Origin of the sequence: Devosia sp. 2618 (genome assembly GCF_040546815.1) — a bacterium.
GTDB lineage: Bacteria > Pseudomonadota > Alphaproteobacteria > Rhizobiales > Devosiaceae > Devosia.
This window is the reverse complement of record NZ_JBEPOO010000001.1, coordinates 2,112,649-2,138,405: the sequence shown is the minus strand read 5'-3', so window position 1 is coordinate 2,138,405 and position 25,757 is coordinate 2,112,649. Positions and strand designations below refer to the sequence as shown.

Sequence of the window (25,757 nt, the reverse complement as noted above, 5' to 3'; positions counted from 1 at the left end):
TGGCGGATAGCCTCCAAGCCATTGGAGGAAACGTTCTGCCCACTTCAATGAGCAATTGTCCGGCGCATGGTCGGGGCGTACTCCCGAAGTCAACGAGGCCGACGTGGTCTCTCAGACCTTGGAGACGACCATGAACCCCGCCATGCAGATGCCAATGATGCCCCAGATGATGAACATGATGCCACAGATGGGCATGATGAACATGATGCCGCAAATGGGCATGAACCAGATGGGCATGAACCAGATGGGCATGAACCAGATGGGCATGATGCCCCAGATGGGCATGAACATGATGGGGATGATGCCTCAGATGGGCATGATGCCAATGCCGATGATGATGTGCGAAATGACCTGCACCATGACCGCCAATGGCATGATGTGCGAAATGAAGCCAGCGGCCGGCATGGACATGGCCATGTTCACCGAAGCCTGCAAGCGCATGATGTCGATGATGGAAGCCGGCATGCCAATGATGATGAACTGCGGTGGCATGATGATGATGTGCTCGATGCCAATGAGCGCTTGATCGCTCTCGCATCGCCAGCAAGTCCATGGCCGCCGGTTTCGGCGGCCATTCTTTTTATCCGGTCACCGGATTGACGTAAGTCATCACCAGATAGAGCACCGCCTCGACCGAGCGCATATTGCGATAGCGGTGCGCAACGTCGGCTTGAAAGAGGATTGCGTCGCCCTCGCCAAGCAGCTTTGGCGTTTCGCGGCCAACCAGAACCTCGACCGCTCCTTGCGTAACGATCAGGTTTTCCGTCGTGCCGGGCGCATGGGGTTCGGCTAGTTCGGTGTGATTGGCCGCGAGGCGCAGCTCATAGAACTCGACGCGCCGCTCACTGTCATAGGGAAACAGCGCCCGTGAGGTGAAGCGCCCATCGCTCGACGCCAAAATCTTGGCATCGTCTCGCCGCAAAACGACCGAGCCATCAGGCTGGCCAGTCGCGATCAATGTCGCGAACGGCACGCCGAGCGCGGTGGCGACTTTCCAGAGTAGGGCAATGGTGGGGGCGCTTTTGCCATTTTCGATCTGGCTGAGCATGGCGCGACTGACGCCGGATACCTGGGCCAGCCGTTCCAGCGAATGGCCCTGTCTTGTGCGAAGGCGCCGCAGATTGGCGCCGACAATGTGGGAAAGTTCTCGACCTACGTCGTGGTGGTCAGACAATTCGACGACGCTAGCCACCATCAGGCGTGGCCAGGTACGAACACCACAGGGACGAAAGTCCACCAGGCCACGTAGACAAACGGCAAAGTGCTTGTCGTCACGGCAGGGCTGGGCGCCTTGCTCTGGCGATAGGCATTGAGGTCGATAATCTGTGCTTGTGCGGCCATTTACTGGATTCCTTGACCCTCTAAATGTCCGCAAAAACGCTGATCTTGTCCATTCCATAGTATTGGCAGAATGGAGCAACGCTGTGCTTGCATCAGCTTCGGCGCGGAAAGTCTTTCGGCCTGATTTGGCCGTCGACTATTCAGGAAAGCCAGCAAACCAACTGTCGGGCAGTCGCCGCTGCGCCTGACAAGGCCGAGTCGGACCAGCGCTCTATAGAAAGAGTGCGCTGTGCTTGGTCTCAAGATCGGGCAGGGCGTCGAGAATGCTACCCAGATGCTCGGCCATGGCCGCCTGCGCCGCTGGAACGTCGCGGGCATCGATCGCGGCCATGATGGCGCGGTGCTCGCGCACCCGGCGCTGCATATCGGCGGCGCTTTGCAGGGTCATGTTGCAGACCCGGTCCATATGCGTCTTCATATCGGCAATGGCGATCCAGGCAATGCCGACGCCCGCGCCATTGGCCACGGCGATGTGGAACGCCTCGTCATGCTCGCGGAAGGCGGCGTGATCGAGATTGGCCGATGCCTCTTCCTGCTTGATGAGCAGGCTATCGATGCGCTTGCGCTGCCAGCTATCGAAGGATTGAGCAGCCTTGCCGACGACGGCGATCTCGACCGACTGCCGCACGAACAGCGCCTCTGTCATTTCCTTGGCCGAAATGCGCGCCACTACGGTGCCGCGATAGGGCCGAATCTCGATCAGTCGCGAATTGGCGAGCCGGATCAGTGCTTCGCGCACCGGCTGGCGGGAAACCCCGAGTCGGGTTGCAATATCCTGTTCGGACAGCCGCGAGCCGGGCAGCAATTCCAGCTCGACAATGGACCGGCGCAGGTCCTTTTCGATAGCTGCCGCAGCGCTTTCGCCACTATCAACCGTCTGCATTTCCAAAGTCATCTTACATCTCACCCACGCCATTGACAGGTTAAGTCAATGTGCCATACGGTACCATACAATTCCATACAGGACGCGTTCAAGCGTTCCGATGACGAGGGGAGGGTGGGCCACAACCCACCATAGCAATGACCATTCAGCGGCGCTTTCAGGACAATTTCGTCGTCCCCGATCTTAATGATCCGCGGCTTGCGAGTAAACGAAACTATCGCATGCTGATCGACGGCAAATCGCGTGACGCGTTATCCGGCGAGACCATCGAACGCCAGAGCCCGGGCCATCGCGGCAAGGTGGTCAGCGTCTGGCCAGCCGGGGCGACGGCAGATGCCGATCTGGCCATCGGCGCTGCCCGCCGCGCCTTTGATGACGGCGCTTGGCCCCGCATGAGCGGCGCCGAACGCTCGACCATCCTCCATGCGGTTGCGGCACAAATCCTTGCTCATCTCGATGAGTTGGCGCTGATCGAGTGCCTCGAAACCGGCAAGCCGATCTCCCAGGCGCGTGGCGAGATCGCCTATTGCGCCGATATGTGGACCTATGCCGCCGGGCAGTCGCGTGGACTTGAGGGCGACACCCACAACGCCATCGGCGAAAACCGACTGGGGCTGGTTTTGCGTGAACCGGCTGGCGTGGTCGGCATCATCACGCCGTGGAATTTCCCGTTCATCATCGTTTCCGAGCGTGTGCCATGGGCGCTGGGCGCTGGCTGCACCGTCGTGGTCAAGCCAAGCGAGTTTACCTCGGGCACAACGATCCGACTGGCCGAACTTGCCCTTGAAGCCGGCATGCCGCCAGGCGCGTTCAACGTGCTCACTGGCACTGGTCCCGCGGTCGGGCAGGCGCTGGCCGAAGATCCGCGGGTCAACGTGTTGGCGTTCACGGGTTCGGTTCGCGTCGGCACCCATCTGGCGGCCATTGCGGCGGCAGGTGTGAAGCGCGTCGGGCTGGAATTGGGCGGCAAGGGTCCGCAGATCGTTTTCGCCGATGCCGATCTTGAGGCCGCAGCCGATGGCATTGCATATGGCGTCTATCACAACGCTGGTCAGTGCTGCATTTCCGGCAGCCGCTTGATCGTCGCTAACGCCATTCGCCCAGCTTTGCTGGAGCGTCTGCTCGATATTTCGCGCCGCCTGCCATTTGGCGATCCACTCGGAGAAACCAGCCGGTTTGGCGCGATGATTTCCGAGCAACATACTGAAAAGGTTGCCAGTTACGTCGCGTCGGGTCTGTCGGAAGGCGCGGAACTGCTGCTGGGCGGCGACATGGTGGCAGCGACCTCAGGCAATTTCTTTGCCCCGACCGTCTTCGACAAGGTGCGCCCGGACATGGCGATTGCCCAGGAGGAAATCTTCGGGCCGGTGCTGGCGACGATTGGCTTCGACACGCCCGAGGAAGCTGTCACTCTCGCCAATGGCACGCCGTTCGGGCTCTCCGCCAGCGTCTGGTCGCGTGATCTCGAAACCGCAATCCAGACCACCCGGCGCCTGCGGGCCGGGCGCTGCTGGATCAATTCGGTGATCGACGGCACGCCGGAAATGCCCATTGGCGGCTACAAAAAAAGCGGCACAGGCCGCGAGCTCGGCCGCTACGGGTTCGACGAATATTCCCAGTTCAAGGGTCTGCATATGACGCTCGGCCGGGGACAGCCCTGGTTCGAGCACTAGTTCGGCGGCGCCATCTGGTCGGAGGCGCCGCTTAAATAACGGGTACCGAGGAGGAACCCGCGACTATCCAAGGGAGGAAAAACCAATGAAGTTGACCAAGACTAAGGCCAGTCTGCTGGCAGCCTGTTTGCTCGGTTCGTGCAGCGGGATCGCAATGGCACAGGACGCCGACCGCGTCTCGGCCACCATGATCATCTACCTCGATCCAAGCGTTCAGTTCTTCAACCCGGTGGTTAAGGGCGCGCAGGACGCGGCCGAGGCATTCGGCGTTGATCTGGACGTGCAATATGCCAACAATGATCCGGTTCGCCAGAACGACCTGATCGAAAGCGCCGTCGCTGCCGGTGTTGATGGCATCGCCGTCGCCATTTCGAGCTCGGATGCATTCGACACCAGCATCTGCGCTGCAGTGGATGCGGGTTTGATCGTTATCGGCTTCAACAACGACGATCTTGAAGGCGCCAAGGGCAATTGCCGCCATGCCTATGTCGGCATGGACGAGTTCGCCTCGGGCTATGAGCTTGGCAACCGCATGATCGAAGCCTTCGGCCTCAAGGAAGGCGACACCGTCTTTAATCCACGCGAAATCCCAGAGGCCAGCTTCGCCGTCGCACGTGGTGGCGGCATCGAAAAGGCAATGGACGAGCATGGCATCAAGGTCGAGACGGTTCGCGCCGGTCTCGATCCAGCCGAAGCGCAGAACATCATGGCGCAGGTGCTGATCGCCAATCCCAACATCAAGGCGCTGTTCGGGACCGGTTCGGTGACTTCCACTGTGGGTGCCGGGGCCATCAAGGACGCTGGCGTCGACATTCCATTCGGCGGGTTCGACCTTGCCGTGGAAATCGTCAATGCGGTGGAATCCGGAGCAATGTTTGCGACCATGGACCAGCAGCCCTACCTGCAGGGCTACTACCCGATCGCCCAGATCGCCATGGCCAAGCGCTACGGCCTGACGCCAACCGATGTCGACACCGGCCAGGGTGCATTCCTCGACCAGGACCGCATCGGCGTCGTGAAGCCATTCATCGGCACCTATCGCTAAAATGAACGGCCCCGGCCTGCGGGCCGGGGCAACCCTATCAACTAGGATATGACCGTGACCGACATGATCGATGATCGCGCCGCCACGCCCAGACGAACGGCAGCAGACTGGCTCAACGGCCTTCTGACCATGCCGGCGGGCGCCATTCTTCTGGTCTTCTTGGTGGTGCAAGCCGTGTGCATCATCGCTGGCCTGCTGTTCCCCGACGACTTCCGCTATCTCTCGCCCCAGAATATGGGGATCCTGATGCGCTCGGTTCCCGTATTGGGCTGCCTGGCGCTCGGCGCCGGCATTTTGATGATCGCCGGTGAGTTCGATCTCTCCATCGGCTCGGTCTACACCTTTACCGCCGTCGTCATGGCCATGCTGGTCGGTAATGGCGTCGATGCGTTTCTCGCTGCGCCCATCGGGCTGCTGGTCGGCGCGGCCATCGGCTCGCTCAATGGGCTGCTGACGCTGAGGTTTAATCTACCGTCATTCATTGTGACGCTGGGCGGGCTGCTGTTCTGGCGCGGTGCCGTGCTGCTGATCAATGGCGCGGTGCAGGTGCGGTTCGATCCGAACCCTGCCTTTAGCGCCGCGTTTTCGGGCACGATCTTTGGTATCAACGCCGCCTTCATCTGGTTCATCGGCCTATGCCTGATTTTCTGGGCGCTGCTGCATCGCCACAAATTCGGCAACCACGTCTTTGCCACCGGCGGCAATCGCTCGGCGGCAACGGCCATCGGTATCGACACGGCGCGCATCAAGCTGGCGGCCTTCGCCATTGCCGGTTTCATGGCGGCCTTTGCTGGCATCCTGGCCACCACTCGCGTCGGCAGCGTTCAGCCCGGGCAGGGCGCGGGGCTCGAACTGCAGGCCATCGCCGCCTGCGTCATCGGCGGACTATCGCTGCGCGGCGGGCGGGGCTCAATCCTTGGCGTGTTTCTCGGCGTCATGCTGATTTTCACCATCACCGATGTGCTGCTGCTGCTCCGTGCGCCGGGCTTTTATCTCGACATGTTCATCGCCACGCTGATCGTAGCGGCGTCCATCTTCAATCACGGCCTTGATCGCCGGGGGGCATCGTCATGAGCTTGCTCGCGCTGCACAACATCAACAAGTCCTTCGGTCCGCTGAAGGCACTGACCGACCTGAGTTTTGAAGTGGGCCATAGCGAAGTGGTCGGGCTGCTCGGCGACAATGGCGCCGGCAAGTCGACCACCGTCAATCTGATCTCGGGCATCCATCAGCCGGGGTCCGGCTATATCTCGATCGACGGCGAAAAGAAGGACTTCACCTGCCGTCGTGACTCCGCCGAGGCGGGCATCGAGACGATCTACCAGAACACGGCTCTGGTCGATTGCCTCTCGATCTCGCGCAACATCTTCCTTGGGCGTGAGATGACCGACCGTTTTGGTTTTCTCGATCTCAAGGGCATGCGCACCATCGCCATGCAGGTGCTGGAAAGCGCGGTGCATATTTCGGGCATCGACTCGCCCGACAAGCTGGTGGGCGATCTCTCGGGCGGACAGAAGCAGGCGGTGGCAATTGCGCGGGCGGTGTTCTTCAAGCGCCGTGTGCTGCTGCTCGACGAGCCGACCTCGGCCCTGTCGGTGCGTGAAACCGAGGCGCTGCTCAATCAGGTGCTCAAGCTCAAGGCTGAGGGCGTGTCGAGCGTGCTGGTGACGCATAATCTGTATCATGCCTACCAGGTCTGCGACCGCTTCGTGATCATGAGTCATGGCACCAAGGTGTTCGATGTGGCGAAAGCCGACACGACGATCGACGAGCTGACCCGCCACGTTGTGCTGACTTAAGAGGTTGCGCAGGCTCGCTCCTGCCAGTAACAGACAGAGCCATAAGGGCAGCGCCCGCGCACACTAAACGGTGCGGGCGCTGCTCCTTTTTTATTGAAGCTTTTTAGGTAGTTACGGGCGACGACGGATTCTCATGTGATAGTGCGCGGCGGCCTTTTGGTGCCCCACAAAATGTGGACATCTCTGGACCACTTTTGAAGCTTGTGGGCACAACTTTGTGCGCCCCAAAAATCTCACTTGTCAGAACTCCTTTTAAGTCTAAAGTATATTTTGATCAAAATATCTAACAGTGCCTAATGAGGCGCTGAGTGGGGCTCATGAGCGGCTATTTTCTGTACCATTCGATCGGCACGTTTCCCGGCAAAGCCAAGGCGGTCGCCTCAGCGCTAAGCACATTTGCCGAGGTCTGGTCGGCCGAAGATGACGGACAATGGCCCGCCGCCCTGCAGACCCGCCAGACTTTTATCTCGGCCTGGGAGCGCCTGATCGAGGCAGTACCCGGCACACTGACCTCAACCGAAAACGTCACCTCCGGGCTCTATAACCTGATTGGCGCGCTGCCTGCTGGAACGCTGGCGGGTCGCCGCGTGCTGGTTGCCGGCGACTGCTTCCCGAGCCTCCACTTCCTGCTGGCGGGTCTGGCGAAGCGCTTCAACTTCACGCTCGATACGGTGCCGCTGCGGGCTGGGGAAACCTGGGTGCGCGACGAGGACGTGATCGCGCGCTGGCAGTCCGATGTGGCGCTGGCGCTGCTGACGCAGGTCACTTCGACGGCCTCCTACCGCTGTGATCTTGAGGCTCTGGTTGCGCATGGCCGCAGCGTGGGGTCGCTGGTCGGTGTCGATATTACCCAAGGTGTTGGCGTTGCGCCGTTCACTGTGTCCTCGCTTGATCCCGACTTCGTGGTGTCCACTTCGCTGAAGTGGCTGTGCGGCACGTCGGGCGCCGGCATCCTCTATGTGAAGCCAAGCCTGCTGAGCCAATGCGAGCCCGAACTGCGCGGCTGGTTCAGCCAGCCCAATCCGTTCTCTTGGGACCTCAATGCCTTTGCCTATGCGGACGATGCCCGCCGCTTTGACCATGGCACGCCCGCCATTCTGGCCAGCGTCGCCTCGCTGCCGGGGCTGCTCTGGGTTGAAGAAACCGGCATCAACGTCGTCGCCGCGCATAACCGCGCGCTGGGCGAGCAGATTATCGACTGGGCCAAGGGCAGGGGGCTGCGCCTCGCGTCGCCTGAAACGGCGGCACAACGTGGCGGCAGCATCATGCTGCGCCTGCCCGAAACCGTGACGCCGTCCGAACTGGTTGGCCAGTTGCGGGCGCGCAGGCTTTACTGCGATGCGCGCGGCTCAACGCTGCGCTTGTCGCCCGGCGTTGTGAGCCAAAGCGAAGATATTGCCGCCCTGTGCGCTGCACTGGGTGAACTAATTCCGGCCTGAGGCCGGAGTGCCAAGCCCTTAGCGGGCGAGACGTGCCGACAGGGAACATGCCGAGGCATGACAAGGAGAACAGACGTGAAAAAGCACATTGCAATGCTGACGCTTGCCGCAGTCGCGGCATTCGCCAACCCAGCCTTCGCGCAGGACAAGATCGTCGTCGGCGCTTATGCAGCCAACCCACCATGGGAATTCAAGAACGACTCCGGCGTCTTCGAGGGCTTTGAAGTCGACGTCGCGACCGAAGCCGCCAAGCGCGTCGGCAAGGAAGTCGAATTCCAGGAACTGGGTTTCCAGGCACTCTTCGCAGCCACCAGCTCGGGCCGTATCGACTTCGCCATTTCCTCGATCTCGATCAACAATGACCGCCTGCAGAGCCAGTCTTTCACACAGCCTTACTATGACAGCGATGGCACCATCGTTGGTCTGGCATCCTCGTCGGTGAAGACGCTGGAAGACCTCAAGGGCAAGGTGATCGGCGTTGTGGCAGCGACCACCGGCGAAGCCTGGGCCAATGAAAATGCTGAAAAGCTCGGCATTGCCGAAGTGCGCAGCTATGCCGCTCAGCAGGACCTGCTGCTAGACGTGCAGAACGGCCGTATCGAAGGCGGTGCTGGCGAACTGGCCGGCTTCCAGTATGCCATCAGCAAGATCCCCGCACTGGCAATCCTGGTCCGCATCCCGACTGGCGAACGCTTCGCCATGATGGCCAAGAAGGATCTGCCGATCCTGCCCGAAATCAACGACGCGATCTCGGCCATGAAGGAAGACGGTACGCTGGCCGCGATCCACGAAAAGTGGTTCGGCGTTGCGCCAGACGCGGGCACCAGCACGGTCACCGTGATGCCAATTCCTACCGCTCAGTAAGAGCTTTTCGACGGTCCGGCGGGCGTCACCGCCGGACCTTTTCTCCCACACTGAGTGTGTCGCCATTGGGCACGCACTGGCCGGGTCGGTGACATGGATCTGATAAACACATTTTTCAATTGGGAAGTGCTGGTACGCGCGTTCCCGATCCTGCTGCGCGGGCTTGGCAACACTCTGATGCTTGGCATCGTCACCATCATCATCGGCACGTTCGCCGGGCTGCTGCTGTGTCTGGTGCGGCTCTATGCGATCCGTCCGATCCAGCTGCTGGCCATCGTCTATATCGACGTGTTCCGCGCGCTGCCCATTTTGGTGCTGCTGATCCTCGTCTATTACGCGCTGCCGTTTGTCGGCGTGCGCCTCGATTCATTCACCTCGGCCACGATGGCGCTGTCCATGGTGCTGGCGGCGTTCACCGCCGAAGTCTGCCGCGCCGGCATCCAGAACGTGCCCAAGGGGCAGTTCGAGGCCGCGGCAAGCCTGGGCATGCCGTTCTGGCAGTCGATGCGCAAGATCATCCTGCCGCAGGCCGTGCGCGTCATCATTCCGCCGCTGACAAGCAACTCGATCTCGGTGTTCAAGGACACGGCGCTGGCATCCGTCGTTGCCATGCCTGACCTGCTGAAGCAGGCCAATGACGCCCAGGCCATGATGGCCAATCCGACCCCGCTGATCGGCGCTGCACTGATCTATCTGGTCATCCTTTGGCCACTGGTGCGCCTGGTTGGCTATCTCGAAGCGCGCAACCAGCGCGCCACGTCCCGCTAACAAGGCTTATCATCATGGCAACGCCACAGGCTCCGCTCGCCGCGCAAATGATCGGCGTCAATAAATGGTACAACGAGTATCACGCGCTCCGCTCGATCGACCTCGATGTGGCGCGCGGCGAACGCATCGTGGTGTGCGGACCTTCTGGCTCGGGCAAATCCACCATGATCCGCTGCATCAATCAGCTCGAAAAGCACGATAACGGCATCATCGCCGTCAATGGCGTGACGCTGACTGGTGACATCAAGCAGCTCAACCTCGTCCGCCAGGACGTCGGCATGGTGTTCCAGCACTTCAATCTGTTTCCGCATCTGACGGTGCTGGAAAACTGCGTCATCGCGCCGATGACCGTGCGCAAGATTTCCCGCAAGGATGCCGAGGAAATGGCGATGAGCTATCTCGCCCGCATCCATATCGCTGAGCAGGCGCGCAAGTTCCCCAGCCAGCTTTCCGGCGGCCAGCAGCAGCGTGTGGCGATTGCCCGCTCGCTCTGCATGCAGCCAACGCTGATGCTGTTTGATGAGCCGACGTCGGCGCTTGACCCCGAAATGGTGCACGAAGTGCTCGAGACCATGGTGTCGCTCGCCAGCGACGGCATGACCATGGTCGTGGTGACCCACGAAATGGGTTTTGCTCGCAAGGTCGCCGACCGCGTCATCTTCATGGATCGCGGCGAGATCGTCGAAACCGCACCGCCGGAAGAATTCTTCAAGGCCCCCAAGAACGAGCGCGCGCGCGTCTTTCTTAGTCAGCTTATCCACTAGGACGAAACCATCGTGTCAGACCTGCAATTTCCCATCACGGCCGTTCGGTCGCGCTTTCCTGCGCTCGCGCACAACGCCAACCACCTATATTTCGACAACGCCGCGGGCGCGCAGCTGCCTGACCTGGCGCTGACCGCGGTGCATGAGCATCTGCTGACCCACAACGTGCAGCGCGGGGCCAAATATGGCCTGAGCCGTTCGGTGGATGCCGGGATCGCGGCGGCGCGGCAGAGCGTAGCGCTGCTGGTCAATGCTTATGATCCGGCCGAAATTTCCTTTGGTATGAACGCGACATCGTTCATTCGTCTGGTGAGCCTTGGCATTGGACAGACGCTGGGCGCGCGCAACGAAATCATCGTCACCGACCTCGATCACGATGCGAACGTTTCGACCTGGCTGGCGCTTGAGCCAATGGGCGCGAAATGCGTGTTCTGGAAGATGCGCGACGATGGCACGCTGCATGTCGAAGATCTGGTGCCGCTGCTCAACGAGCGCACCCGCCTCGTTGCCTGCGCCGCCGCGTCCCACGCTCTGGGTACGCTGGTCGATGTGAAGGCCGTCGGCAAGCTGGCGCACGAAGCTGGCGCCGAGATCTTCGTCGATTGTGTGCATTACACGCCGCACGCGCTGGTCGACGTGCAGGACTGGGATTGCGACTATCTCGTCTGCTCGGGCTACAAGACCTTCTCGCCGCATATGGGCTTCCTCTGGGGTCGCCTGGACTTGCTGCGCGCGCTGCCGACCTTCCGGGAAGACTTCATCCCCAATGAGCCGCCGCACAAGATCGAAGTCGGCACCTTCGTTTATGAGAACGTCGCGGGCATGGATGGCGCGGTGCGCTATCTCGAACAACTCGGCCATGACATGTCGGGCGGCGCCAAGCTGACCCGCCGCGAGGCCATTGCCTCGGCGATGGCTGCGATCCAGAGCTACGAGATGATCCTGTCGCAGGCTGTGCTCGATGTGCTGCATCGCCATGGCGCGACTGTCTATGGCATCACCGATAGCGCCGAGGGCAGGGTGCCCACCATCAGCTTCAACTTTGCCAAAGTGCCACCAGCGCAGCTGGCGCAGAAGCTGGCCGATCGCGACATCGGCGTCCGCGATGGCCACATGTTCGCGCCGCGCCTGATGGCTCGTCTTGGCCTGACCATGGCGAGCGGCGCCGTGCGGATTTCTCTGGCGCATTACAATACGCTCGAGGAAATCGCCCGGCTCGATCAGTCGCTGGGTGCGATCCTGCGCGAAGGCTAACGGGCGAGCATCTTGCCCAGCATATAGCCCGAGCCGACACCTGTGCCGGCGCCGGGCCACGTGCTGGCGCCGACCATGTAAAGGTCCTTGACCGGCGTGCGATACCGCGACCATCCGCCCGCCGGTCTGAACAGGAAATTCTGGTCAAGGTGGTGGCTGCCCGACAGGGAGTCACCACGAACCAGATTGGGATTGGCCCGCTCCAGATCGAGCGGCGAAATCACCGAACTGCCCAAGATTTTGCCACGCAGACCCGGCGCATAGCGCTCGATCAAATCGAGCACGCGCTCGCTATAGGGACCCTTGGCCTCATCCCAGTTTCGCGCCGCAATGGTGCCCGACGCATCGCCCTTGATCTCATAGGGCACGACGCGCACCTGCACCCACAACACATGCTTGCCATCGGGCGCGCGGCTTGGGTCGAGCGCTGTCGGCTGGCCAACGACCAGCACAGGTTCGCGCGGCAGCAAGCCGGACATCGCTTCGTGGTAGACGGCGCTCATCACGTTATAGCTGGGCGCCAGATGCACATAGGCGAAGCGCTTGAGCTCGGCGCTGGCGGTCCAGTCCGGCAGGCTATCGAGCGCCAGATGGATCATCATGGCGCCGGGGCCGGCGCGGAATTTCTGGGCAGATTTGGCAAATTTCTGATCGATGCCCGGGACGAGCTTGTCGGCGAGAAGCGACGGATGTGTGTTGGCGATAACGGCGCGTTTGGCAGTCAGCGTCGTGCCATCGGTGAGTGTCACGCCGGAGGCCCGCCCGTTGGTTTGAACGATCTGTGCAACCTCGGCATTGCACCGCACCGCACCGCCTGCCGCTTCGATAACGCCGACCATTGCCTTGATGATGGTGTCTGCGCCGCTCTGGCCAATCACCATGCCGAAATTCTGGTTGGCCATGGATTCCAGATAAGGGAACACCGCCCCACCAGCGACGTCCGGGCCAAAATCGAGATGCAGGCCCCACGCGGCCATCAGGGCACGAACCTCGGGGCTTTCAAAGCGTGGGTCGAGATAGTTGCGTGGTGAGGCCAGCAGCAGCTTCACCATCTCCCGCACCCAGTTGAGGCCCTTCTCACGCCAAGCCTTGACCAGCAGGCGCACCGCGCCAAGCGACGGCATGGGTTGGCCCATAATGCCGCCGATGAACGGGGCTTCGGAGGCGAAGTCGGCGGCCATCTGTCGCCAGGTTGCGGCGTCGGCGGGCGAGATGGCGGCGATACGTGCGGCGGTGGTGTCGAGGTCGGTGCTGACCCCGAGCCATGAGCCATCGGGGAAGGGGCTGGCAAAACTGTCGGTGGCGGGAACGAAGGCCAGGCCTTGCGCGTCGAGCGCCGCCTTGTGTTCGGCATAGAATGCCGAGCCAGCGAACATCGACAGGTTCATCGCATAAAGGTCGTGCCGATAGCCGGGGAGGGTGATTTCCTCGGTGCGGACGGCGCCGCCGGCCTTGGCAGCGCGCTCCAGAACCAGCACCTTCCAGCCGCGCTGGCTGAGGTGGACGGCAGCGGCCAATCCATTGACGCCCGCACCCACCACAATCGCATCATACTCGGACATGTCCGCTCCCCCCAAAATGCACCAGCCATACTCACCAAGAATATGCAGCTGCCAATATTTTGAACCTAAAATATCTTTCTAACTGTGCAAAATAGGGGATTTTGGCTCTTGCATGTCCATGCAGTTGCCGTAACCTTTGGCCGTGAGTGAGATGCCGGCGAGCCAACGCCGCAGAGAAAAACGTGTGTAGGAGACGATCATGAGCGCGCAACAAACACTGGCCAACCTGGCCCTTGCCTTGGCCGATGGCAGCATCGAGGTCGTTGACCTTACCGCCCCACTTGGCCCCGATACCCCGGTCCTCTATCTGCCGCCCGACTTTGCGAAAAACACGCCAAAGTTCAAGATGCATGAGATTTCCGCCTACGACAAAAACGGTCCTTGGTGGGCCTGGGGCTGGATGGAACTCGGTGAGCATACCGGCACCCATTTTGACGCGCCGTCGCACTGGGTTTCGGGCAAGGATCTTGCTGAAAACACCACCGACACAGTGCCCGTCGGTAGCTTCGTGGCGCCCGTCGCCGTGATCGACTGCGCCGCCGATGTCGCCAAGAATGCCGACTTCCTGCTGACCGCCGAGCGCATCAAGGCATGGGAAGCCGAGCACGGCGAGATCAAGGCCGGTAGCTGGGTCGTCCTGCGGTCCGACTGGTATCACCGCAATGGTAGCACCGAGACTTTCCTCAACGCCGATGAAAATGGCCCGCACACTCCCGGCCCAAGCGTCGATGCGGTCCAGTATCTGGTCGAGAAGGGCGCGCTTGGCTTCGGCAGTGAATGTGTTGGCACCGATGCGGGCGCTGCAGCCACGTTCGATCCGCCATTCCCTGCGCACAATCTGCTGCTCGGCGTCGGCCGTTATGGTCTGGCCAGCCTGACCAATCTGGACAAGCTGCCAGCAACCGGCGCAATGCTTGTTGTCGCGCCGCTCAAGATCGTCGGCGGCACGGGCAGCCCGGTCCGCGCCTTCGCAATCGTTCCACGCGGCTAAAACGAGAACCAGCTATGGCGGACGTTGACTACATCATCGTTGGAAGTGGCATCAACGCTCTGGTCGCGGCCGCCATGCTGGGCAAAAAGAACAACCGGGTTTTGGTACTCGAGCGCGAGGCCGTCGCAGGCGGTTGCCTGCGCACCGAGGAGATCACCGAACCCGGTTTTCGCCATGACATCATGGCGACGACATTCGTATTGTTCATCACCTCGCCCGCCTATGCGGCGCTGGCGCCTGACCTCGGGCGGCATGGCCTCGAATTCTGCCATACCGACGCGCCGACCGCTGTCGTGCGACCCGACAATTCAAGCCTTGTGCTGACCACCGACCGCGCCCGCAATCTGGCGGCGTTCTCGGCAGTTGATGCTGCCGACGGTCCGAGCTTCCAGCGTGAGATGGACCGCTTTGGCGGCGATATGGGCTTTGTGTTCGGCCTTCTGGGCGGACGGCTGTGGTCGCTCGATACGCTGCGCATGGCGGCCAAGGAACTCTGGAAACGCGGCGCGCGCGGGCTTGCCACCTTTGTCGGCGAAGCGCTGATCCCGGCGCGCGCCTATCTTGAAACCCGCTACCGCTCGGATGCCGTGCAGGCGCTGTTCGCACCATGGGTGCTCCATTGCGGGCTTAACCCCGACAGCACCTATTCTGGCCAGATGCTCAAGGTCATCGGCTTTGCGCTCGAAGCGGCTGGTGCCCCTATCGTCAAGGGCGGCGCAGTCAATGCAGTCAACGCCTTTGCCGGGCTGATCGCCGAGCAGGGCGGCGAAATCCGCACTAATGCCGATGTCGCCTCGATCACGCTAAACGACAAGGGCGCCGCTTCCGGCGTGACGCTGGCCGATGGGACGGTGATCCGCGCCACCAAGGGCGTCATCGCCTCGGTCGCGCCGAGCCAGCTTTACGATCGGTTCCTGGCCGGTCAGCCCAAGCCGCCCGAAGTCACAGAAGGTGTCGCCAACTTCCGTTATGGCAAGGGCGACATGCAGATCCACTACGCGTTGCGCGAGCCGCCAAAGTGGATCGCCGATGGCCTCGAAAAGGTGGCACTGATCCACCTGACGCCGGGGCTGGATGGCGTGTCACGCGCCTCGAACGAAGCCGAGCGTGGCCTGCTGCCAGCCGTGCCCACCATCTGTGTCGGCCAGCCGACCGCACTCGATCCAAGCCGCGCGCCCGAAGGGCAGGCGATCTTGTGGCTGCAACTGCCTGAAGCGCCGCGCCACATCAAGGGCGATGCTGCCGGAAAGATCGAGATCGGTGCCGATGGGCGCTGGACTGACGCAATCCGCGAGGCCTATGCCGACCGGATTGACGCCATCCTGCGCCAGCACATTTCCAATTTCGACACGGCAGTAATCAAGCGGGCGAGCTATTCGCCGGCCGATCTGGAGCGCATGAACGTCAATCTCGTTGGTGGCGACCCCTATGGTGGCTATTGCGGCATCGACCAGTTCTTCGTCTGGCGTCCCTTGAAGACCTCGGTCAATCACACTACCCATGTCCCCGGCCTCTACCATATCGGTGCGGCCAGCCATCCCGGTCCCGGCCTGGGCGGCGGGTCTGGGTTCCTGATCGGCAAGGCGCTGCGCTAGACGCCGTAACAACAGTTTTCACGAAGGGCTTGCCGTTGGCGAAGTACTTTATCGGCTCGTTGCGTCAGACAGGCGAAGGGCGGTTGCCCAGCCTGGGAGAAATCGGGCTCAACCAGTTCGCGCCCTATCTCATCAATCGCCTGTCTGCGAGCTACAACGCCCATCTGCAGGACGTTCTCAAGGACAACGGCATGACGACCGCCAAGATGCGGGCGCTGTCGATCCTGACTATTTCGCCGGGGCTGACCGTCAACGAACTGGCGTATCTCGCGGTTGTCGAGCAATCCACCATGAGCCGCACGCTCGATGCGCTGGAAGGGCAGGGCTTCGTGCGTCGCCAGTCGCGCAGCGACGACATGCGGGTGCGTGAGCTCTACATCACCGAACAGGGCCGCACGGCTTTCGCTGAGTCATGGCCGCTGCTTTATGGGCTTTATGCCGATCTATTCGCCGGCGTTGAGGCCGACGAATATGATCGTTTCATTGATACGCTGCACAAGGTGCTGCGCAATATGCACCGCCGTATCGAGGGCGAAGCGGCAGTGGAAGAGCCGGGCGAGGCCCAGCCTTAATCGGCCAGGCTCCGGACGGTGCCGAGAGCGCCTTCGAGCGATTTGCCTTCTTCATCGGCCAGTGCGGCCTGCACAAGACGACCCAGCCACTCGGCGCCATCGGCGCGATCTGCCAGCATCGGCACAGCCGACAGCACGCGGTCGAACTTGGCTTCGCCACGGCTATGGGTGTCCGAATAGCCCTTGACCAGACGACGGGTCGCCAGCACCTGCGTTGCCAAGGCATAGTTGGACGGCAGCTGGCCCTTGGCCACATCGAGCCAATGCGCAATGTGCTCCATCTCGATGCCATGACGCAGCATGCCGCGGCGCATTGGCTTGAGAGCCGAGACTACATAGAGCCCCATGAACCAGAACACCGTGCCGGTGCGGACGCGCCGACCCTTGTTGACGAAACGGTCGAGCCCGTCATAGAGGCGTTTATTGCCGATCAGCCATTTGCCCATGCCGGCGGGCATGCTGCCCACCACTTCTTCCATGCGCGGATGCATGTATTCGGTGGTGTAGACCAGCTGTTCGTCGCGGGCGCCGACTTCCTTGCGGACGCGCTCGAAGCGGCTGGCGCGGGTCTTGAGATCGGCAACACGCACAACGTCGTCATAGGCCATGGCATTGGCCAGGTACTTGGCGGCGGTATCGGTGAAGGCAAAGCCATGCGCCGCGCCACCTGCTTCCTGGTCGAGCAGATAGAGCGCCTCAAGCCGGTCGAGATATTCATCGCCATAACGCGTGTCCTGCCAATCGACGACCTTGCTGAGGCCAGCATAGGCCATTGGGCGGACCGCTTCGGGCAGATTGGTGTGGAGACGCGTCAGCAGCGCATCGAGCTGGCGCTGGCCGACCGACACGGGTGGCATCTCTGCCGTGTTGTCGATGCGGCGCGCGACGGGCTCGGTCTTGCCGGTCTGGGCACGCTCATAGGCGGCGCCAAAGGCACGAAGGCTGGCTTCGACGCCCTTGCCACCGGCACGGACCGCATCTTCGAACGTCTCGCGCTCGAAGGGCAGAACCTTGGCGCCGGCCAGAGCACCAAACAGCGCCGAGGAAATGACGCTGCCGTTCTTTTCGGCAAGCTTTTGCATGTCGAAGGCGATGGTGTGCTTGGCGGCGATGCCCGCTGCCGCGACCACGACCTGTGGGTCGCCAATGCCGTCGCCCGGCACTTCTTTTTCGCCCACCGCATAGGCGCGGTGGGTGGAGGCGATGAGGGTGGTCCGGTCAGGCGTCACGAGGCCACGCAGCATCGAGCGGCCGGCCTCCATGAATTCGGCGGCGAGGACGATATCGACGTCGCCGGGGGTCGGCATCAGCGAGAGGACAGGTGACCGCCCGCCGCTCGGCTTCAGCATTTCGACGTAATAGATGGTGGCGCCGGTGCGCTGTGCGACGCCCGGAACGGACGTGGACTGGGCAACCCAGCCCTGCGCTTCGGCCATGGAGACAACCCAGTCGGCCAGGACGCCGCCGCCTTGGCCGCCCATGGCCAGAATTGCCAGCGTGATAGGACGTTCATAAGTGTTCATGGCGAGATCAGACAAAGCTCACGCGACGCGCATGGCGCCGCTTCTGGAAGAAGCCAATGACGGCGGTGCGGACGCGGGCCATGAAAAGGTCGGTGCGCGATGGATTGTAGATGATGTCGGCGCGATAGAAGGACGGGCACAGCACGGCTGCTTCCGAGACTTCACCACAGTTGCCGCAACCGACGCAGGTGTTGTCGATTGCCGCCACGGGATCGTCACGCAGCGGATCATCGAGGTGCTTGAGCGACAGCGATGGGCAGCCCGACAGGCGGATGCACGCGTGGTCGCCAGTGCAGGTGTCCTCATCGACGCCGAACCGCTCGCGCACCATGCGCTTGCCGTCCTTGACCGACTTGGAGAATAGCGGCTTTTCGCGGCGCTGCTTGTTGAGCATGCATTCTGACGAGGCGACGATGACCTTGGGGCCTTCTTCGGTCGAGGTCAGCGCGGCCTTGAGCGTGTCACGCATCTTGCCGACATCATAGGTGCGGTCGATCTGGCGAACCCACTTGGCACCGATGCCCTTCACCGCCTTGGTGATGGAGTTGTTGGTCGAGCGCAACGGATTGTTGGCGCGCGAGGACAGGATGTCCTGACCACCTGTTGCTGCCGCATAGTGGTTGTCGACGATCATGATGACGCCGGGATGCTTGTTATAGACAGCATTGCCGACGCTGGACGACAGGCCGTTGTGCCAGAAACCACCGTCACCCATGACCGAGATCGGGCGCTTGTCGGCATCGACGTTGAATGCCGAAGCGGAGGCGGGGCCGAGGCCATAGCCCATCGTGCTTCCACCGATATTGAACGGCGGCAGAATGGAGAACAGGTGACAGCCGATATCGGCCGAGATGTGATGCGTGCCCAGTTCCTTTTCGACCAGCTTCATGGCGGCAAAGATCGGACGCTCGGGGCAGCCGGTGCAGAAGCCGGCGGGGCGAGCAGGGACCACGTCGCCCAGCGCCTTGACCTCGTCGCTGGCCAGCACGCCATCGGCGCTCGGTACGGGCGGCTGGTTGCCCAGCAACGGTGGGGCGAACTCGGCGAGGAACGACTGGATGCCGTTCATCATCACGGCTGCGGTGTAATCGCCACCCATTGGAAGGCGATCCTTGCCGGCGACGCGGGTCTGAATGTCACGACGGCGGAGGGCCGTGTTGACGGCCTGCTCGATGTAATCGGGATGGCCTTCTTCGACCATCAGGATGGCGCTCTTGCTCTGGCAGAACTTGGCCAACTCGTCATCGACCAGCGGGTAGGTGACGTTGAGCACATAGAGCGGAATGGAGGTGTTGCCATAGCTGTCGGCGAGGCCAAGCAGCTGCAATCCACGGATCACCGAATTATACATGCCGCCCTGCAGCACGATGCCGACCGGACCTTCTTCGGGGCCGAAGAACTCGTTGAGCTTGCTGTCACGGATGAAATCCACAGCGGCGGGCCAGCGCTTGGCCAGCTTTTCCTTGTCGTGAACCGTGATCGAGACGGGCGGCAGCACGATACGGCTGAGATCGCGCACCGGGTTCTCCAGCGCTTCTTTCATCGAATAGGCGGGGCGCTTGTTGTCCTTGGCGATGAACTGGCCGTGGACGTGGCAGGCGCGGATGCGCACCGTCAGCATGACGGGCGTGTTGGACGCCTCCGACAGGGCAAAGCCGTCTTCCACCGATTTGACGATCGATTCCAGATTTGGACGCGGATCAAGCAACCACATCTGCGACTTCATCGCAAACGCGTGGCTGCGCTCCTGCGGGATCGACGAGCCTTCGCCGTAGTCTTCGCCGAGAATGATCAGCGCGCCACCCTTGACGCCGCTCGACGCCAAATTGGTCAAGGCATCGGAGGCAACGTTGGTGCCAGCGGTGGACTTCCAGGTAACGGCGCCGCGCAGCGGATAATTGACCGAGGCGGCCAGCATGGCGGCAGCCGTCGCTTCCGAGGCTGAGGATTCAAAGTGAACACCCAGATCGTCGAGCACCGGCTTGGCGTCGGCGAGCACGTCCATCAGGTGGGAGATCGGCGAGCCCTGATAGCCGCCGACATAGGCGACGCCGGACTGCAGCAGGGCCTTGGTGATGGCCAGGATACCCTCGCCCCGGAAGACCTCGCCCTCTCCCAGTTTGAGATCTTCCACTTCCCGGGCAAACGAACGTTCTGCCATATGTCTCTCCCAACCTTTTCGACAACTCAGGATAACCTGACTCAACCTGTCGGCAATATATATGCATTTGCATATTTATCCAAAAGCTAGGCGCTGTCAAATCTAGACAAAAGGCGGATCGCATCTTTGTCGTGGATGCGCAGGTTATATGGAATGTCGACATGAAACGTCGGCGCGACGCTCTGCCAAGCCCATGATCTCGCTGCTTATTGTTTAAGCATCGCGCATGTAAAAGGAGCGCGAAATAATCCCTCTAGATACATGCTATACAATATGTTTAGGTATCAACTATTGACGCCTCAACTACGCGGGAGTGGATCGCGGAGGCGTCGATGGGAACGCAGAGAGGGACCGAGCAATCATGCTTACAAGACGCACATTTCTTGCCACCGGCTCGGCCGGTATCGTTGCCGCCGCCTTGGCGGGCACGCTTCCAGCGTTCGGCCAGGGTGCCGACACGCTGACCATCGCCTTTAACGTCAACCTGCCCAGCTTTGATCCGACGACCGGCGCGTCCGCGGTCAATCCGACCATCCAGGCGATCTATCGCACGGTGTTCGACCAGTATGTCGGCCAGGCGCCTGATCTTGCCTTCGAGCCCGGCATTCTGACCGAATGGGGCTTTAACGACGACAAGACCAAGGTGTCGATGACCGTCCGCGAGGGCGTGGTCTGGCATGATGGCACGCCACTGACCCCGGAAGACGTCGTGTGGTCGCTGGTGCGGGCAGGCGATCCTGCCAATGGCAATCCAGTGTCCAACGTCTGGGCCTCGATCGGCAATTTCACCATCGACGGCAACCGCATTGACGGTGACGTCATTGCTTTCGATCCGACCGTCTTTAAGTGGATGGCATTCCTCACCGGTTACGTGCTGCCCAAGGCCTATTATGAAAAGGTCGGCGCCGAGGCGTTCAACCAGGCGCCAATTGGCACCGGCCCCTATAAGGTCGACGCGTTCGAGAGCAACGCCTTCCTCCGCTTAAAGGCAAACCCCGATTACTGGGGCACCAAGCCGACGTTCGAGACGGTGATTTTCAAGTTCGTCACCGACGCGACCAGCCGTTCCGCCGAAATCGAAAGCGGCGCGTCGGACGTGACGCTCGAAGTGTCCTACGAAGACTATGACCGCCTCAAGGACGCAGAAGGCCTGTCCGGCGTTGCCGTGCCGATCTCCGATATCGGCATGATCTTCCTCAACAATATCGGCCCGATGCTGGACAAGAATGTCCGTCTGGCTGCGCACCACGCCATCAACAAGCAGGCCATCATCGACCGCCTGCTGCGTGGCTATGGTGTTGCCATCGATACGCTGCAGGCGCCGGAATACGAAGCCTTTGATCCGACCATCAAGGTTGGATATGACGAGGCCAAGGCCATCGAGCTGCTGGCGGCCAGCGGTTTCTCGACCTCCAATCCGGTCAAGTTCCCGATCCAGACCACGCGTGGCCTGAAGCCAAAAGACTATGAGATGATCCAGGCGATCGTCGGCATGTGGCGCAAGGTGGGTATCGAGGCCGAGATCGAAGTCTACGAAATCGCGAAGCATTACGAACTGCGCGCTGCCGATCAACTCGCGCCGGCCGCATTCTACAACTGGGGAGACGCCATCGGCGACGCATCGGCTTCGACCGGCTTTGCCATGTTCGGATCTTCGCCGCACTCCGTGTGGGACACCGAAGACCTCGACGCGCTCATCGCGCCGCTGTGGACCGAGAAGGACGAGGGCGCTCGCGTTGCCGGCTGGAAGGCCGTCGACAAGTACATCGCCGAAGAAGGCTATGTGATCCCGCTGCTGCAATACGTGCAGCCGGTCCTGTTCAAGTCGACGCTCAAGGTTACGCCCAATACATCGGGTGCCGTGCAGCCGTCCTTGATCTCCAAGGCATGATCTTGGCTGTGGGGCGCGGCCACCGGCTGCGCCCCACAGTGCCGGAGGAATTTTTATGATCGGGCTGATTGCGAAACGGGCAGGGATGGCCGCTATCACGCTGTTTGGCGTGGCAGTGGTCGTTTTCGTGCTGTTGCGGGTGGCGCCGGGCGATCCCATCGCCATGATGATTGGCCCCGGCGCGACGGCCGAAGACATTGTGCGCCTGCGCGCCAGCTATGGGCTGGACCAGTCGCTGTTCAACCAGTTCTGGATCTGGCTCGGTAGCCTTTTGCAGGGCGACTTCGGCACATCCATTTCGCGCCGTATTGGTGTTGGGCAACTGCTGCTCGAACGCCTGCCGGCAACCATCGAACTGGCGCTGGCCGCCCTTGTGGTGGCGATGGCGCTCGGTGGCTTCATCGCCATCATCGGCACGCTGTGGCGCCGCCATTGGGCGGTAGGCGCGGTCGATGGGGTCAATGGCCTGCTGTTGGCCATTCCCGAATTTGTCTGGGCTTTGGCACTGGTGCTGGTGCTGGGCGTCGCACTGCCGGTGTTGCCGCTGTCAGGGCGGATCAATCCGTCGCTGCCGACCGACTTCAAGACTGGGTTCAGCCTGCTGGAGTCGCTTGTGACGTTGCGCTTTGACCTGGCGCTCGACCTCATGCGGCACATGGCGATGCCGGTACTGGCGCTCGCGCTGCCGTTGGCCGGCATCATTGCCCGCGTGTTGCGCGAGGCGCTGAGCGAAGCCATGATGCAGGATTATGTGACGCTTGCCCGGGTCAAGGGCATGAGCGAATTGCGCCTGATCCTGTCGGAAGCCATGCGCAATGCCATCGGCCCGACGCTGGCACTGACAGGGGTGCAATTCACCTTCCTGATCGGCGGCACGGTGATCGTCGAAAAGATCTTCTCCTATCCGGGGCTTGGCAACATGGCGATCGACGCCGTGATCAACCGCGATTTCCCCCTCATTCAAGGTCTCGTGCTGATGTTCGGCGTGATCTTCATTCTCATCAATCTCATCGTGGATTTTGCCGTTGTCGCCTTCAATCCCCGGCTCCGCCATGGTTGACACCTCCCTCGCAACGGCACCACGGCGCAGCTGGCAACCCGCGCTTCGCGCGGCCCTCAGTGACCCCAAGGTCATCGTCGGCGGTGGCTTCATCCTGTTCCTCATCGTGCTTGCGCTCGGCGCCGACATTATCGCGCCGCATGATCCGCTGGCGCAGGATTTGATGCTGGGTTCATTGCCTCCAGCGGGCATGGCTGGCACCGAGCCCGGCTATTGGCTGGGCACCGATGATCTGGGTCGCGATGTCCTATCGCGCTTCATCCACGGCACGCGCACGGCGCTGACCGTGGCCTTTATCGCCGCGACCATTGCGGCGGTAGTCGGCACATTTGTCGGCCTGCTGGCTGGCTATTTCGGTGGCTGGGTCGATGCCGTCATTTCGCGACTGATCGAAATCTGGATGGCGTTCCCCGCTGTCCTGCTCTCGATCCTGATCGTCGCCATTCTGGGGTCGGGCATCCATTCGGTGATCTTTGCTATCGCGATCATCGACTGGACGCGCTTTGCCCGCGTCGTGCGCGCCGAAACCATGGCGCAACGGCAGGCGGATTATGTGACCGCCAGCCAGGTGCTGGGCTTTTCCCGCATTGGGATTTTGGCCGGTGAAATCCTGCCCAACGTGCTCTGGGTTGTGCTGGGGCTGTTTACGCTGGAACTGGGTCTCGCCGTCGTCATCGAGGCGATCCTGTCTTTCGTGGGGCTCTCAGTGTCGTCCGATACCCCCACTTGGGGCGGGATGATAGCGCAGGGGCGTGGCATTATCTATCAGGCGTGGTGGGTGTTTGCGCTGCCACTGACGGGTCTGCTGGCCACGGTGTTGGCCTTCAATCAACTGGGTGCCGGCTTGCGCCGCAGCCTTGATCCGGTGATGCAGCGATGAGCCAGCCCCTTCTTTCCATGGACAATCTCAGTGCCGTCTCCCGACGCGACGGCAAGCCTATCCTGCGTGACGTATCGCTCCGCGTCGAAAGCGGCACCATCCACGGACTGGTCGGCGAAAGTGGCGCCGGCAAGTCCACCATCAGCAAGATCATCCTCGGCATCGTCTCGGGTGGCGTGGTGGTGACGGGCGGCAGCGTCATGCTCGGCGCCAACGATCTGGTGCGCATGCCCGAGCGCGAAAAGCGCATTCTGATCGGCTCGCAACTGGCGCTGATACCGCAGGACCCGTTAACGGCGCTCAATCCTGGGCGGCGCATCGGCGATCAGCTGACCGATAGCTTGCGCATGTGGAAGGGCATGAGTTCCAAGGCCGCCTGGGCGCGTGGGCTCGAACTGCTCGACCATGTCGCTATCCGCGATCCTGAGCGGGTCATGGGTCTGTTTCCGCATCATCTGTCGGGCGGCATGCGCCAGCGCGTGCTGATCGCGGCGGCCTTTGCCATCGAACCCAAACTGCTGATCGCTGACGAGCCGACGACGGCGCTCGACGCGACGGTGCAAAAGCAGGTGCTGCAGCTGCTCAAGCGCCTGCAGGCCGAGCATGGTACGGCGGTGGTGTTCGTGACGCACGACCTCGGCGTCGTGGCGCAGATCTGCGACGAGGTCACGCTGCTGTTTCAGGGCAAAGTCATGGAGCAGGGGACGGCCGAGGCGATCTTTAACAACCCGCACCACGCCTACACCCGCGCGCTACTGGCCGCGAGCCCGCGCTATGACGATCCGGCCGCGGGGCTCAAGCCAATCGATGATGCGGTGATTGCCGCTTGTCGTGCCGAGATCACCCAATTTGATGGAGCCCGTCATGGCTGAGACCTTGGTGGAAACACGCGGCCTCGTGGTGGACTATGCCGCGCGGCGCTCGCTCTGGGGCCCGACCAATGGCGCGACCCGCGTGCTGCGCGGCGTCGATATTCATATCAACGCCGGCGAAATCGTCGGCATTGTCGGGGAGTCCGGGTCAGGTAAGTCGACGCTTGGCCGGGCTTTGCTCGGACTGGTGCCGGCAACCGAAGGCGAAGTGCTCTATGCGGGTCATCCGCTCGATGCGCAGCCTGCGGGGGCGCTGTCGCTGCGGCGGCAGATGCAGATGATCTTTCAGGACCCGATGAGTTCGCTCAATCCGCGCCACACCATCCGCACCATCCTGACGCGCCCAATGATGCTGCATGGCGTTGCAAGCAGCCAGACGGCGGCCGATGCGGCTGTTGCAGCGGTGCTGGATCGAGTGGGTTTGCCTCTGGCTGTGCTGGCGCGCTATCCGCATGAATTGTCGGGCGGCCAGCGCCAGCGCGTCGGCATTGCCCGCGCGGTGATGCTCAAGCCCAAATTCGTACTGGCTGACGAGATCGTTTCGGGGCAGGACGTGTCCACGCAGGCGCGCGTGCTGGTGCTGCTCAAGGAGCTGTGCGCCGAGATCGGCATGGCGCTGGCCTTCATCAGCCATGACCTCTCGGTCATCCGCGCGCTGTGCAACCGGGTCTATGTGCTCAATGGTGGTGTGGTGGTCGAGGAGGGGCCGTGCGAGACCGTGTTCGCAGCGCCGCAGCACGCCTATACGCGTGCCCTGATCGACGCCATTCCGCTGCCCGTGGTCGGGACAGGCTGGTTGGCGGCGTGATCGATCACGCCG

General features: G+C 61.8%; 24 protein-coding genes. 18 read left to right on the top strand and 6 right to left on the bottom strand.

The features are described 5' to 3' along the window. Positions 1–130 precede the first annotated feature (130 nt). Complete coding sequence (locus ABIE28_RS10870) at positions 131–526, top strand: hypothetical protein (RefSeq protein WP_354062808.1); 396 nt, start codon at positions 131–133, stop codon at positions 524–526. A gap of 54 nt (positions 527–580) precedes the next feature. Here the strand turns inward: ABIE28_RS10870 and ABIE28_RS10865 are convergent, their stop codons facing one another. From ABIE28_RS10865 to ABIE28_RS10855, 3 genes are all read right to left on the bottom strand, one after another. Next, positions 581–1,195, bottom strand: a complete 615-nt coding sequence (locus ABIE28_RS10865) for a helix-turn-helix domain-containing protein (RefSeq protein ID WP_354062806.1) — start codon at positions 1,193–1,195, stop codon at positions 581–583. Then, positions 1,195–1,341, bottom strand: coding sequence for a hypothetical protein (locus ABIE28_RS10860; RefSeq protein WP_354062804.1), 147 nt, complete (start codon positions 1,339–1,341; stop codon positions 1,195–1,197). Before ABIE28_RS10860 ends, ABIE28_RS10865 begins: the two co-directional genes overlap by 1 nt. A 211-nt stretch (positions 1,342–1,552) precedes the next feature. Then, on the bottom strand, positions 1,553–2,236 hold the full coding sequence (locus ABIE28_RS10855) for a GntR family transcriptional regulator (protein ID WP_354062802.1): 684 nt from the start codon (positions 2,234–2,236) through the stop codon (positions 1,553–1,555). A 209-nt stretch (positions 2,237–2,445) separates the two neighbouring features. Here ABIE28_RS10855 and ABIE28_RS10850 point away from each other — a divergent pair, with 209 nt between their 5' ends. From ABIE28_RS10850 to ABIE28_RS10810, 9 genes are all read left to right on the top strand, one after another. Beyond that, positions 2,446–3,897 carry an aldehyde dehydrogenase family protein gene (locus ABIE28_RS10850; protein WP_354066434.1) on the top strand — a complete coding sequence of 484 codons (1,452 nt, stop codon included), beginning with the start codon at positions 2,446–2,448 and terminating at the stop codon, positions 3,895–3,897. 85 nt (positions 3,898–3,982) lie between these two features. Continuing rightward, positions 3,983–4,942 carry a sugar ABC transporter substrate-binding protein gene (locus tag ABIE28_RS10845; protein ID WP_354062800.1) on the top strand — a complete coding sequence of 320 codons (960 nt, stop codon included), beginning with the start codon at positions 3,983–3,985 and terminating at the stop codon, positions 4,940–4,942. A 129-nt stretch (positions 4,943–5,071) separates the two neighbouring features. After that, a complete protein-coding gene (locus tag ABIE28_RS10840) occupies positions 5,072–6,016 on the top strand; it encodes an ABC transporter permease (RefSeq protein ID WP_502913432.1) in 945 nt (314 codons plus the stop codon). Further along, complete coding sequence (locus tag ABIE28_RS10835; RefSeq protein ID WP_354062798.1) at positions 6,013–6,741, top strand: ATP-binding cassette domain-containing protein; 729 nt, start codon at positions 6,013–6,015, stop codon at positions 6,739–6,741. The genes ABIE28_RS10840 and ABIE28_RS10835 overlap by 4 nt, the downstream gene beginning before the upstream one ends. Before the next feature lie 317 nt (positions 6,742–7,058). Further along, a complete protein-coding gene (locus tag ABIE28_RS10830; protein WP_354062796.1) occupies positions 7,059–8,180 on the top strand; it encodes an aminotransferase class V-fold PLP-dependent enzyme in 1,122 nt (373 codons plus the stop codon). A 57-nt stretch (positions 8,181–8,237) separates the two neighbouring features. Then, entirely contained in the window at positions 8,238–9,044 is an 807-nt protein-coding gene (locus ABIE28_RS10825) for an ABC transporter substrate-binding protein (protein ID WP_502913381.1), read from the top strand. 93 nt (positions 9,045–9,137) lie between these two features. Beyond that, positions 9,138–9,812, top strand: a complete 675-nt coding sequence (locus tag ABIE28_RS10820; protein ID WP_354062794.1) for an amino acid ABC transporter permease — start codon at positions 9,138–9,140, stop codon at positions 9,810–9,812. A 14-nt stretch (positions 9,813–9,826) separates the two neighbouring features. After that, positions 9,827–10,576, top strand: a complete 750-nt coding sequence (locus tag ABIE28_RS10815) for an amino acid ABC transporter ATP-binding protein (RefSeq protein ID WP_354062793.1) — start codon at positions 9,827–9,829, stop codon at positions 10,574–10,576. Between the two features lie 12 nt (positions 10,577–10,588). Next, on the top strand, positions 10,589–11,830 hold the full coding sequence (locus ABIE28_RS10810) for a cysteine desulfurase-like protein (RefSeq protein WP_354062791.1): 1,242 nt from the start codon (positions 10,589–10,591) through the stop codon (positions 11,828–11,830). Here ABIE28_RS10810 and ABIE28_RS10805 read toward each other — a convergent pair. Next, positions 11,827–13,392 carry a phytoene desaturase family protein gene (locus tag ABIE28_RS10805; RefSeq protein ID WP_354062789.1) on the bottom strand — a complete coding sequence of 522 codons (1,566 nt, stop codon included), beginning with the start codon at positions 13,390–13,392 and terminating at the stop codon, positions 11,827–11,829. The genes ABIE28_RS10810 and ABIE28_RS10805 overlap by 4 nt on opposite strands. Before the next feature lie 199 nt (positions 13,393–13,591). Here ABIE28_RS10805 and ABIE28_RS10800 point away from each other — a divergent pair, with 199 nt between their 5' ends. Genes ABIE28_RS10800 through ABIE28_RS10790 form a run of 3 tightly spaced genes read left to right on the top strand, consistent with a single transcriptional unit; the run spans position 13,592 to position 16,550 of the window. Further along, the gene (locus ABIE28_RS10800) at positions 13,592–14,383 is read left to right on the top strand and encodes a cyclase family protein (protein ID WP_354062787.1); all 792 of its coding nucleotides are present in this window, start codon (positions 13,592–13,594) and stop codon (positions 14,381–14,383) included. Positions 14,384–14,397: 14 nt separating this feature from the next. After that, positions 14,398–15,978 (top strand): phytoene desaturase family protein, encoded by a 1,581-nt coding sequence (locus ABIE28_RS10795; protein WP_354062785.1) that lies wholly within the window; start codon positions 14,398–14,400, stop codon positions 15,976–15,978. 35 nt (positions 15,979–16,013) lie between these two features. Then, entirely contained in the window at positions 16,014–16,550 is a 537-nt protein-coding gene (locus ABIE28_RS10790; protein WP_354062783.1) for a MarR family winged helix-turn-helix transcriptional regulator, read from the top strand. On the opposite strand, the gene ABIE28_RS10785 is transcribed toward ABIE28_RS10790, so the two are convergent. After that, on the bottom strand, positions 16,547–18,073 hold the full coding sequence (locus ABIE28_RS10785; protein WP_354062781.1) for an indolepyruvate oxidoreductase subunit beta family protein: 1,527 nt from the start codon (positions 18,071–18,073) through the stop codon (positions 16,547–16,549). The two genes, ABIE28_RS10790 and ABIE28_RS10785, sit on opposite strands and share 4 nt — an antisense overlap. A 7-nt stretch (positions 18,074–18,080) precedes the next feature. Further along, positions 18,081–20,234 carry a thiamine pyrophosphate-dependent enzyme gene (locus tag ABIE28_RS10780; RefSeq protein WP_354062779.1) on the bottom strand — a complete coding sequence of 718 codons (2,154 nt, stop codon included), beginning with the start codon at positions 20,232–20,234 and terminating at the stop codon, positions 18,081–18,083. A gap of 361 nt (positions 20,235–20,595) precedes the next feature. Between ABIE28_RS10780 and ABIE28_RS10775 the strand changes: the two genes are divergently transcribed. Genes ABIE28_RS10775 through ABIE28_RS10755 form a run of 5 tightly spaced genes read left to right on the top strand, consistent with a single transcriptional unit; the run spans position 20,596 to position 25,745 of the window. Next, positions 20,596–22,125, top strand: coding sequence for an ABC transporter substrate-binding protein (locus ABIE28_RS10775; protein WP_354062777.1), 1,530 nt, complete (start codon positions 20,596–20,598; stop codon positions 22,123–22,125). Between the two features lie 55 nt (positions 22,126–22,180). Beyond that, positions 22,181–23,185, top strand: coding sequence for an ABC transporter permease (locus ABIE28_RS10770; protein ID WP_354062775.1), 1,005 nt, complete (start codon positions 22,181–22,183; stop codon positions 23,183–23,185). Then, positions 23,178–24,065: an ABC transporter permease gene (locus tag ABIE28_RS10765; protein WP_354062773.1), complete on the top strand. Its 888-nt coding sequence runs from the start codon at positions 23,178–23,180 to the stop codon at positions 24,063–24,065. The genes ABIE28_RS10770 and ABIE28_RS10765 overlap by 8 nt, the downstream gene beginning before the upstream one ends. Next, on the top strand, positions 24,062–24,937 hold the full coding sequence (locus ABIE28_RS10760) for an ABC transporter ATP-binding protein (RefSeq protein WP_354062771.1): 876 nt from the start codon (positions 24,062–24,064) through the stop codon (positions 24,935–24,937). Before ABIE28_RS10765 ends, ABIE28_RS10760 begins: the two co-directional genes overlap by 4 nt. Next, positions 24,930–25,745, top strand: coding sequence for an ATP-binding cassette domain-containing protein (locus tag ABIE28_RS10755; protein ID WP_354062769.1), 816 nt, complete (start codon positions 24,930–24,932; stop codon positions 25,743–25,745). The genes ABIE28_RS10760 and ABIE28_RS10755 overlap by 8 nt, the downstream gene beginning before the upstream one ends. Positions 25,746–25,757 lie beyond the last annotated feature (12 nt).

Excerpts from the sequence above, each read along its gene's own strand:
- ABIE28_RS10775 (WP_354062777.1), top strand. The coding sequence starts at position 20,596 with ATGCTTACAAGACGCACATTTCTTGCCACCGGCTCGGCCGGTATCGTT.
- ABIE28_RS10785 (WP_354062781.1), bottom strand. The coding sequence starts at position 18,073 with ATGAACACTTATGAACGTCCTATCACGCTGGCAATTCTGGCCATGGGC.
- ABIE28_RS10780 (WP_354062779.1), bottom strand. The coding sequence starts at position 20,234 with ATGGCAGAACGTTCGTTTGCCCGGGAAGTGGAAGATCTCAAACTGGGA.
- ABIE28_RS10760 (WP_354062771.1), top strand. The coding sequence starts at position 24,062 with ATGAGCCAGCCCCTTCTTTCCATGGACAATCTCAGTGCCGTCTCCCGA.
- ABIE28_RS10815 (WP_354062793.1), top strand. The coding sequence starts at position 9,827 with ATGGCAACGCCACAGGCTCCGCTCGCCGCGCAAATGATCGGCGTCAAT.
- ABIE28_RS10850 (WP_354066434.1), top strand. The coding sequence starts at position 2,446 with ATGCTGATCGACGGCAAATCGCGTGACGCGTTATCCGGCGAGACCATC.
- ABIE28_RS10825 (WP_502913381.1), top strand. The coding sequence starts at position 8,238 with ATGACAAGGAGAACAGACGTGAAAAAGCACATTGCAATGCTGACGCTT.
- ABIE28_RS10870 (WP_354062808.1), top strand. The coding sequence starts at position 131 with ATGAACCCCGCCATGCAGATGCCAATGATGCCCCAGATGATGAACATG.
- ABIE28_RS10805 (WP_354062789.1), bottom strand. The coding sequence starts at position 13,392 with ATGTCCGAGTATGATGCGATTGTGGTGGGTGCGGGCGTCAATGGATTG.
- ABIE28_RS10840 (WP_502913432.1), top strand. The coding sequence starts at position 5,072 with ATGCCGGCGGGCGCCATTCTTCTGGTCTTCTTGGTGGTGCAAGCCGTG.
- ABIE28_RS10765 (WP_354062773.1), top strand. The coding sequence starts at position 23,178 with ATGGTTGACACCTCCCTCGCAACGGCACCACGGCGCAGCTGGCAACCC.
- ABIE28_RS10865 (WP_354062806.1), bottom strand. The coding sequence starts at position 1,195 with ATGGTGGCTAGCGTCGTCGAATTGTCTGACCACCACGACGTAGGTCGA.
- ABIE28_RS10835 (WP_354062798.1), top strand. The coding sequence starts at position 6,013 with ATGAGCTTGCTCGCGCTGCACAACATCAACAAGTCCTTCGGTCCGCTG.
- ABIE28_RS10845 (WP_354062800.1), top strand. The coding sequence starts at position 3,983 with ATGAAGTTGACCAAGACTAAGGCCAGTCTGCTGGCAGCCTGTTTGCTC.
- ABIE28_RS10855 (WP_354062802.1), bottom strand. The coding sequence starts at position 2,236 with ATGACTTTGGAAATGCAGACGGTTGATAGTGGCGAAAGCGCTGCGGCA.
- ABIE28_RS10860 (WP_354062804.1), bottom strand. The coding sequence starts at position 1,341 with ATGGCCGCACAAGCACAGATTATCGACCTCAATGCCTATCGCCAGAGC.
- ABIE28_RS10820 (WP_354062794.1), top strand. The coding sequence starts at position 9,138 with ATGGATCTGATAAACACATTTTTCAATTGGGAAGTGCTGGTACGCGCG.
- ABIE28_RS10830 (WP_354062796.1), top strand. The coding sequence starts at position 7,059 with ATGAGCGGCTATTTTCTGTACCATTCGATCGGCACGTTTCCCGGCAAA.
- ABIE28_RS10755 (WP_354062769.1), top strand. The coding sequence starts at position 24,930 with ATGGCTGAGACCTTGGTGGAAACACGCGGCCTCGTGGTGGACTATGCC.
- ABIE28_RS10795 (WP_354062785.1), top strand. The coding sequence starts at position 14,398 with ATGGCGGACGTTGACTACATCATCGTTGGAAGTGGCATCAACGCTCTG.
- ABIE28_RS10800 (WP_354062787.1), top strand. The coding sequence starts at position 13,592 with ATGAGCGCGCAACAAACACTGGCCAACCTGGCCCTTGCCTTGGCCGAT.
- ABIE28_RS10770 (WP_354062775.1), top strand. The coding sequence starts at position 22,181 with ATGATCGGGCTGATTGCGAAACGGGCAGGGATGGCCGCTATCACGCTG.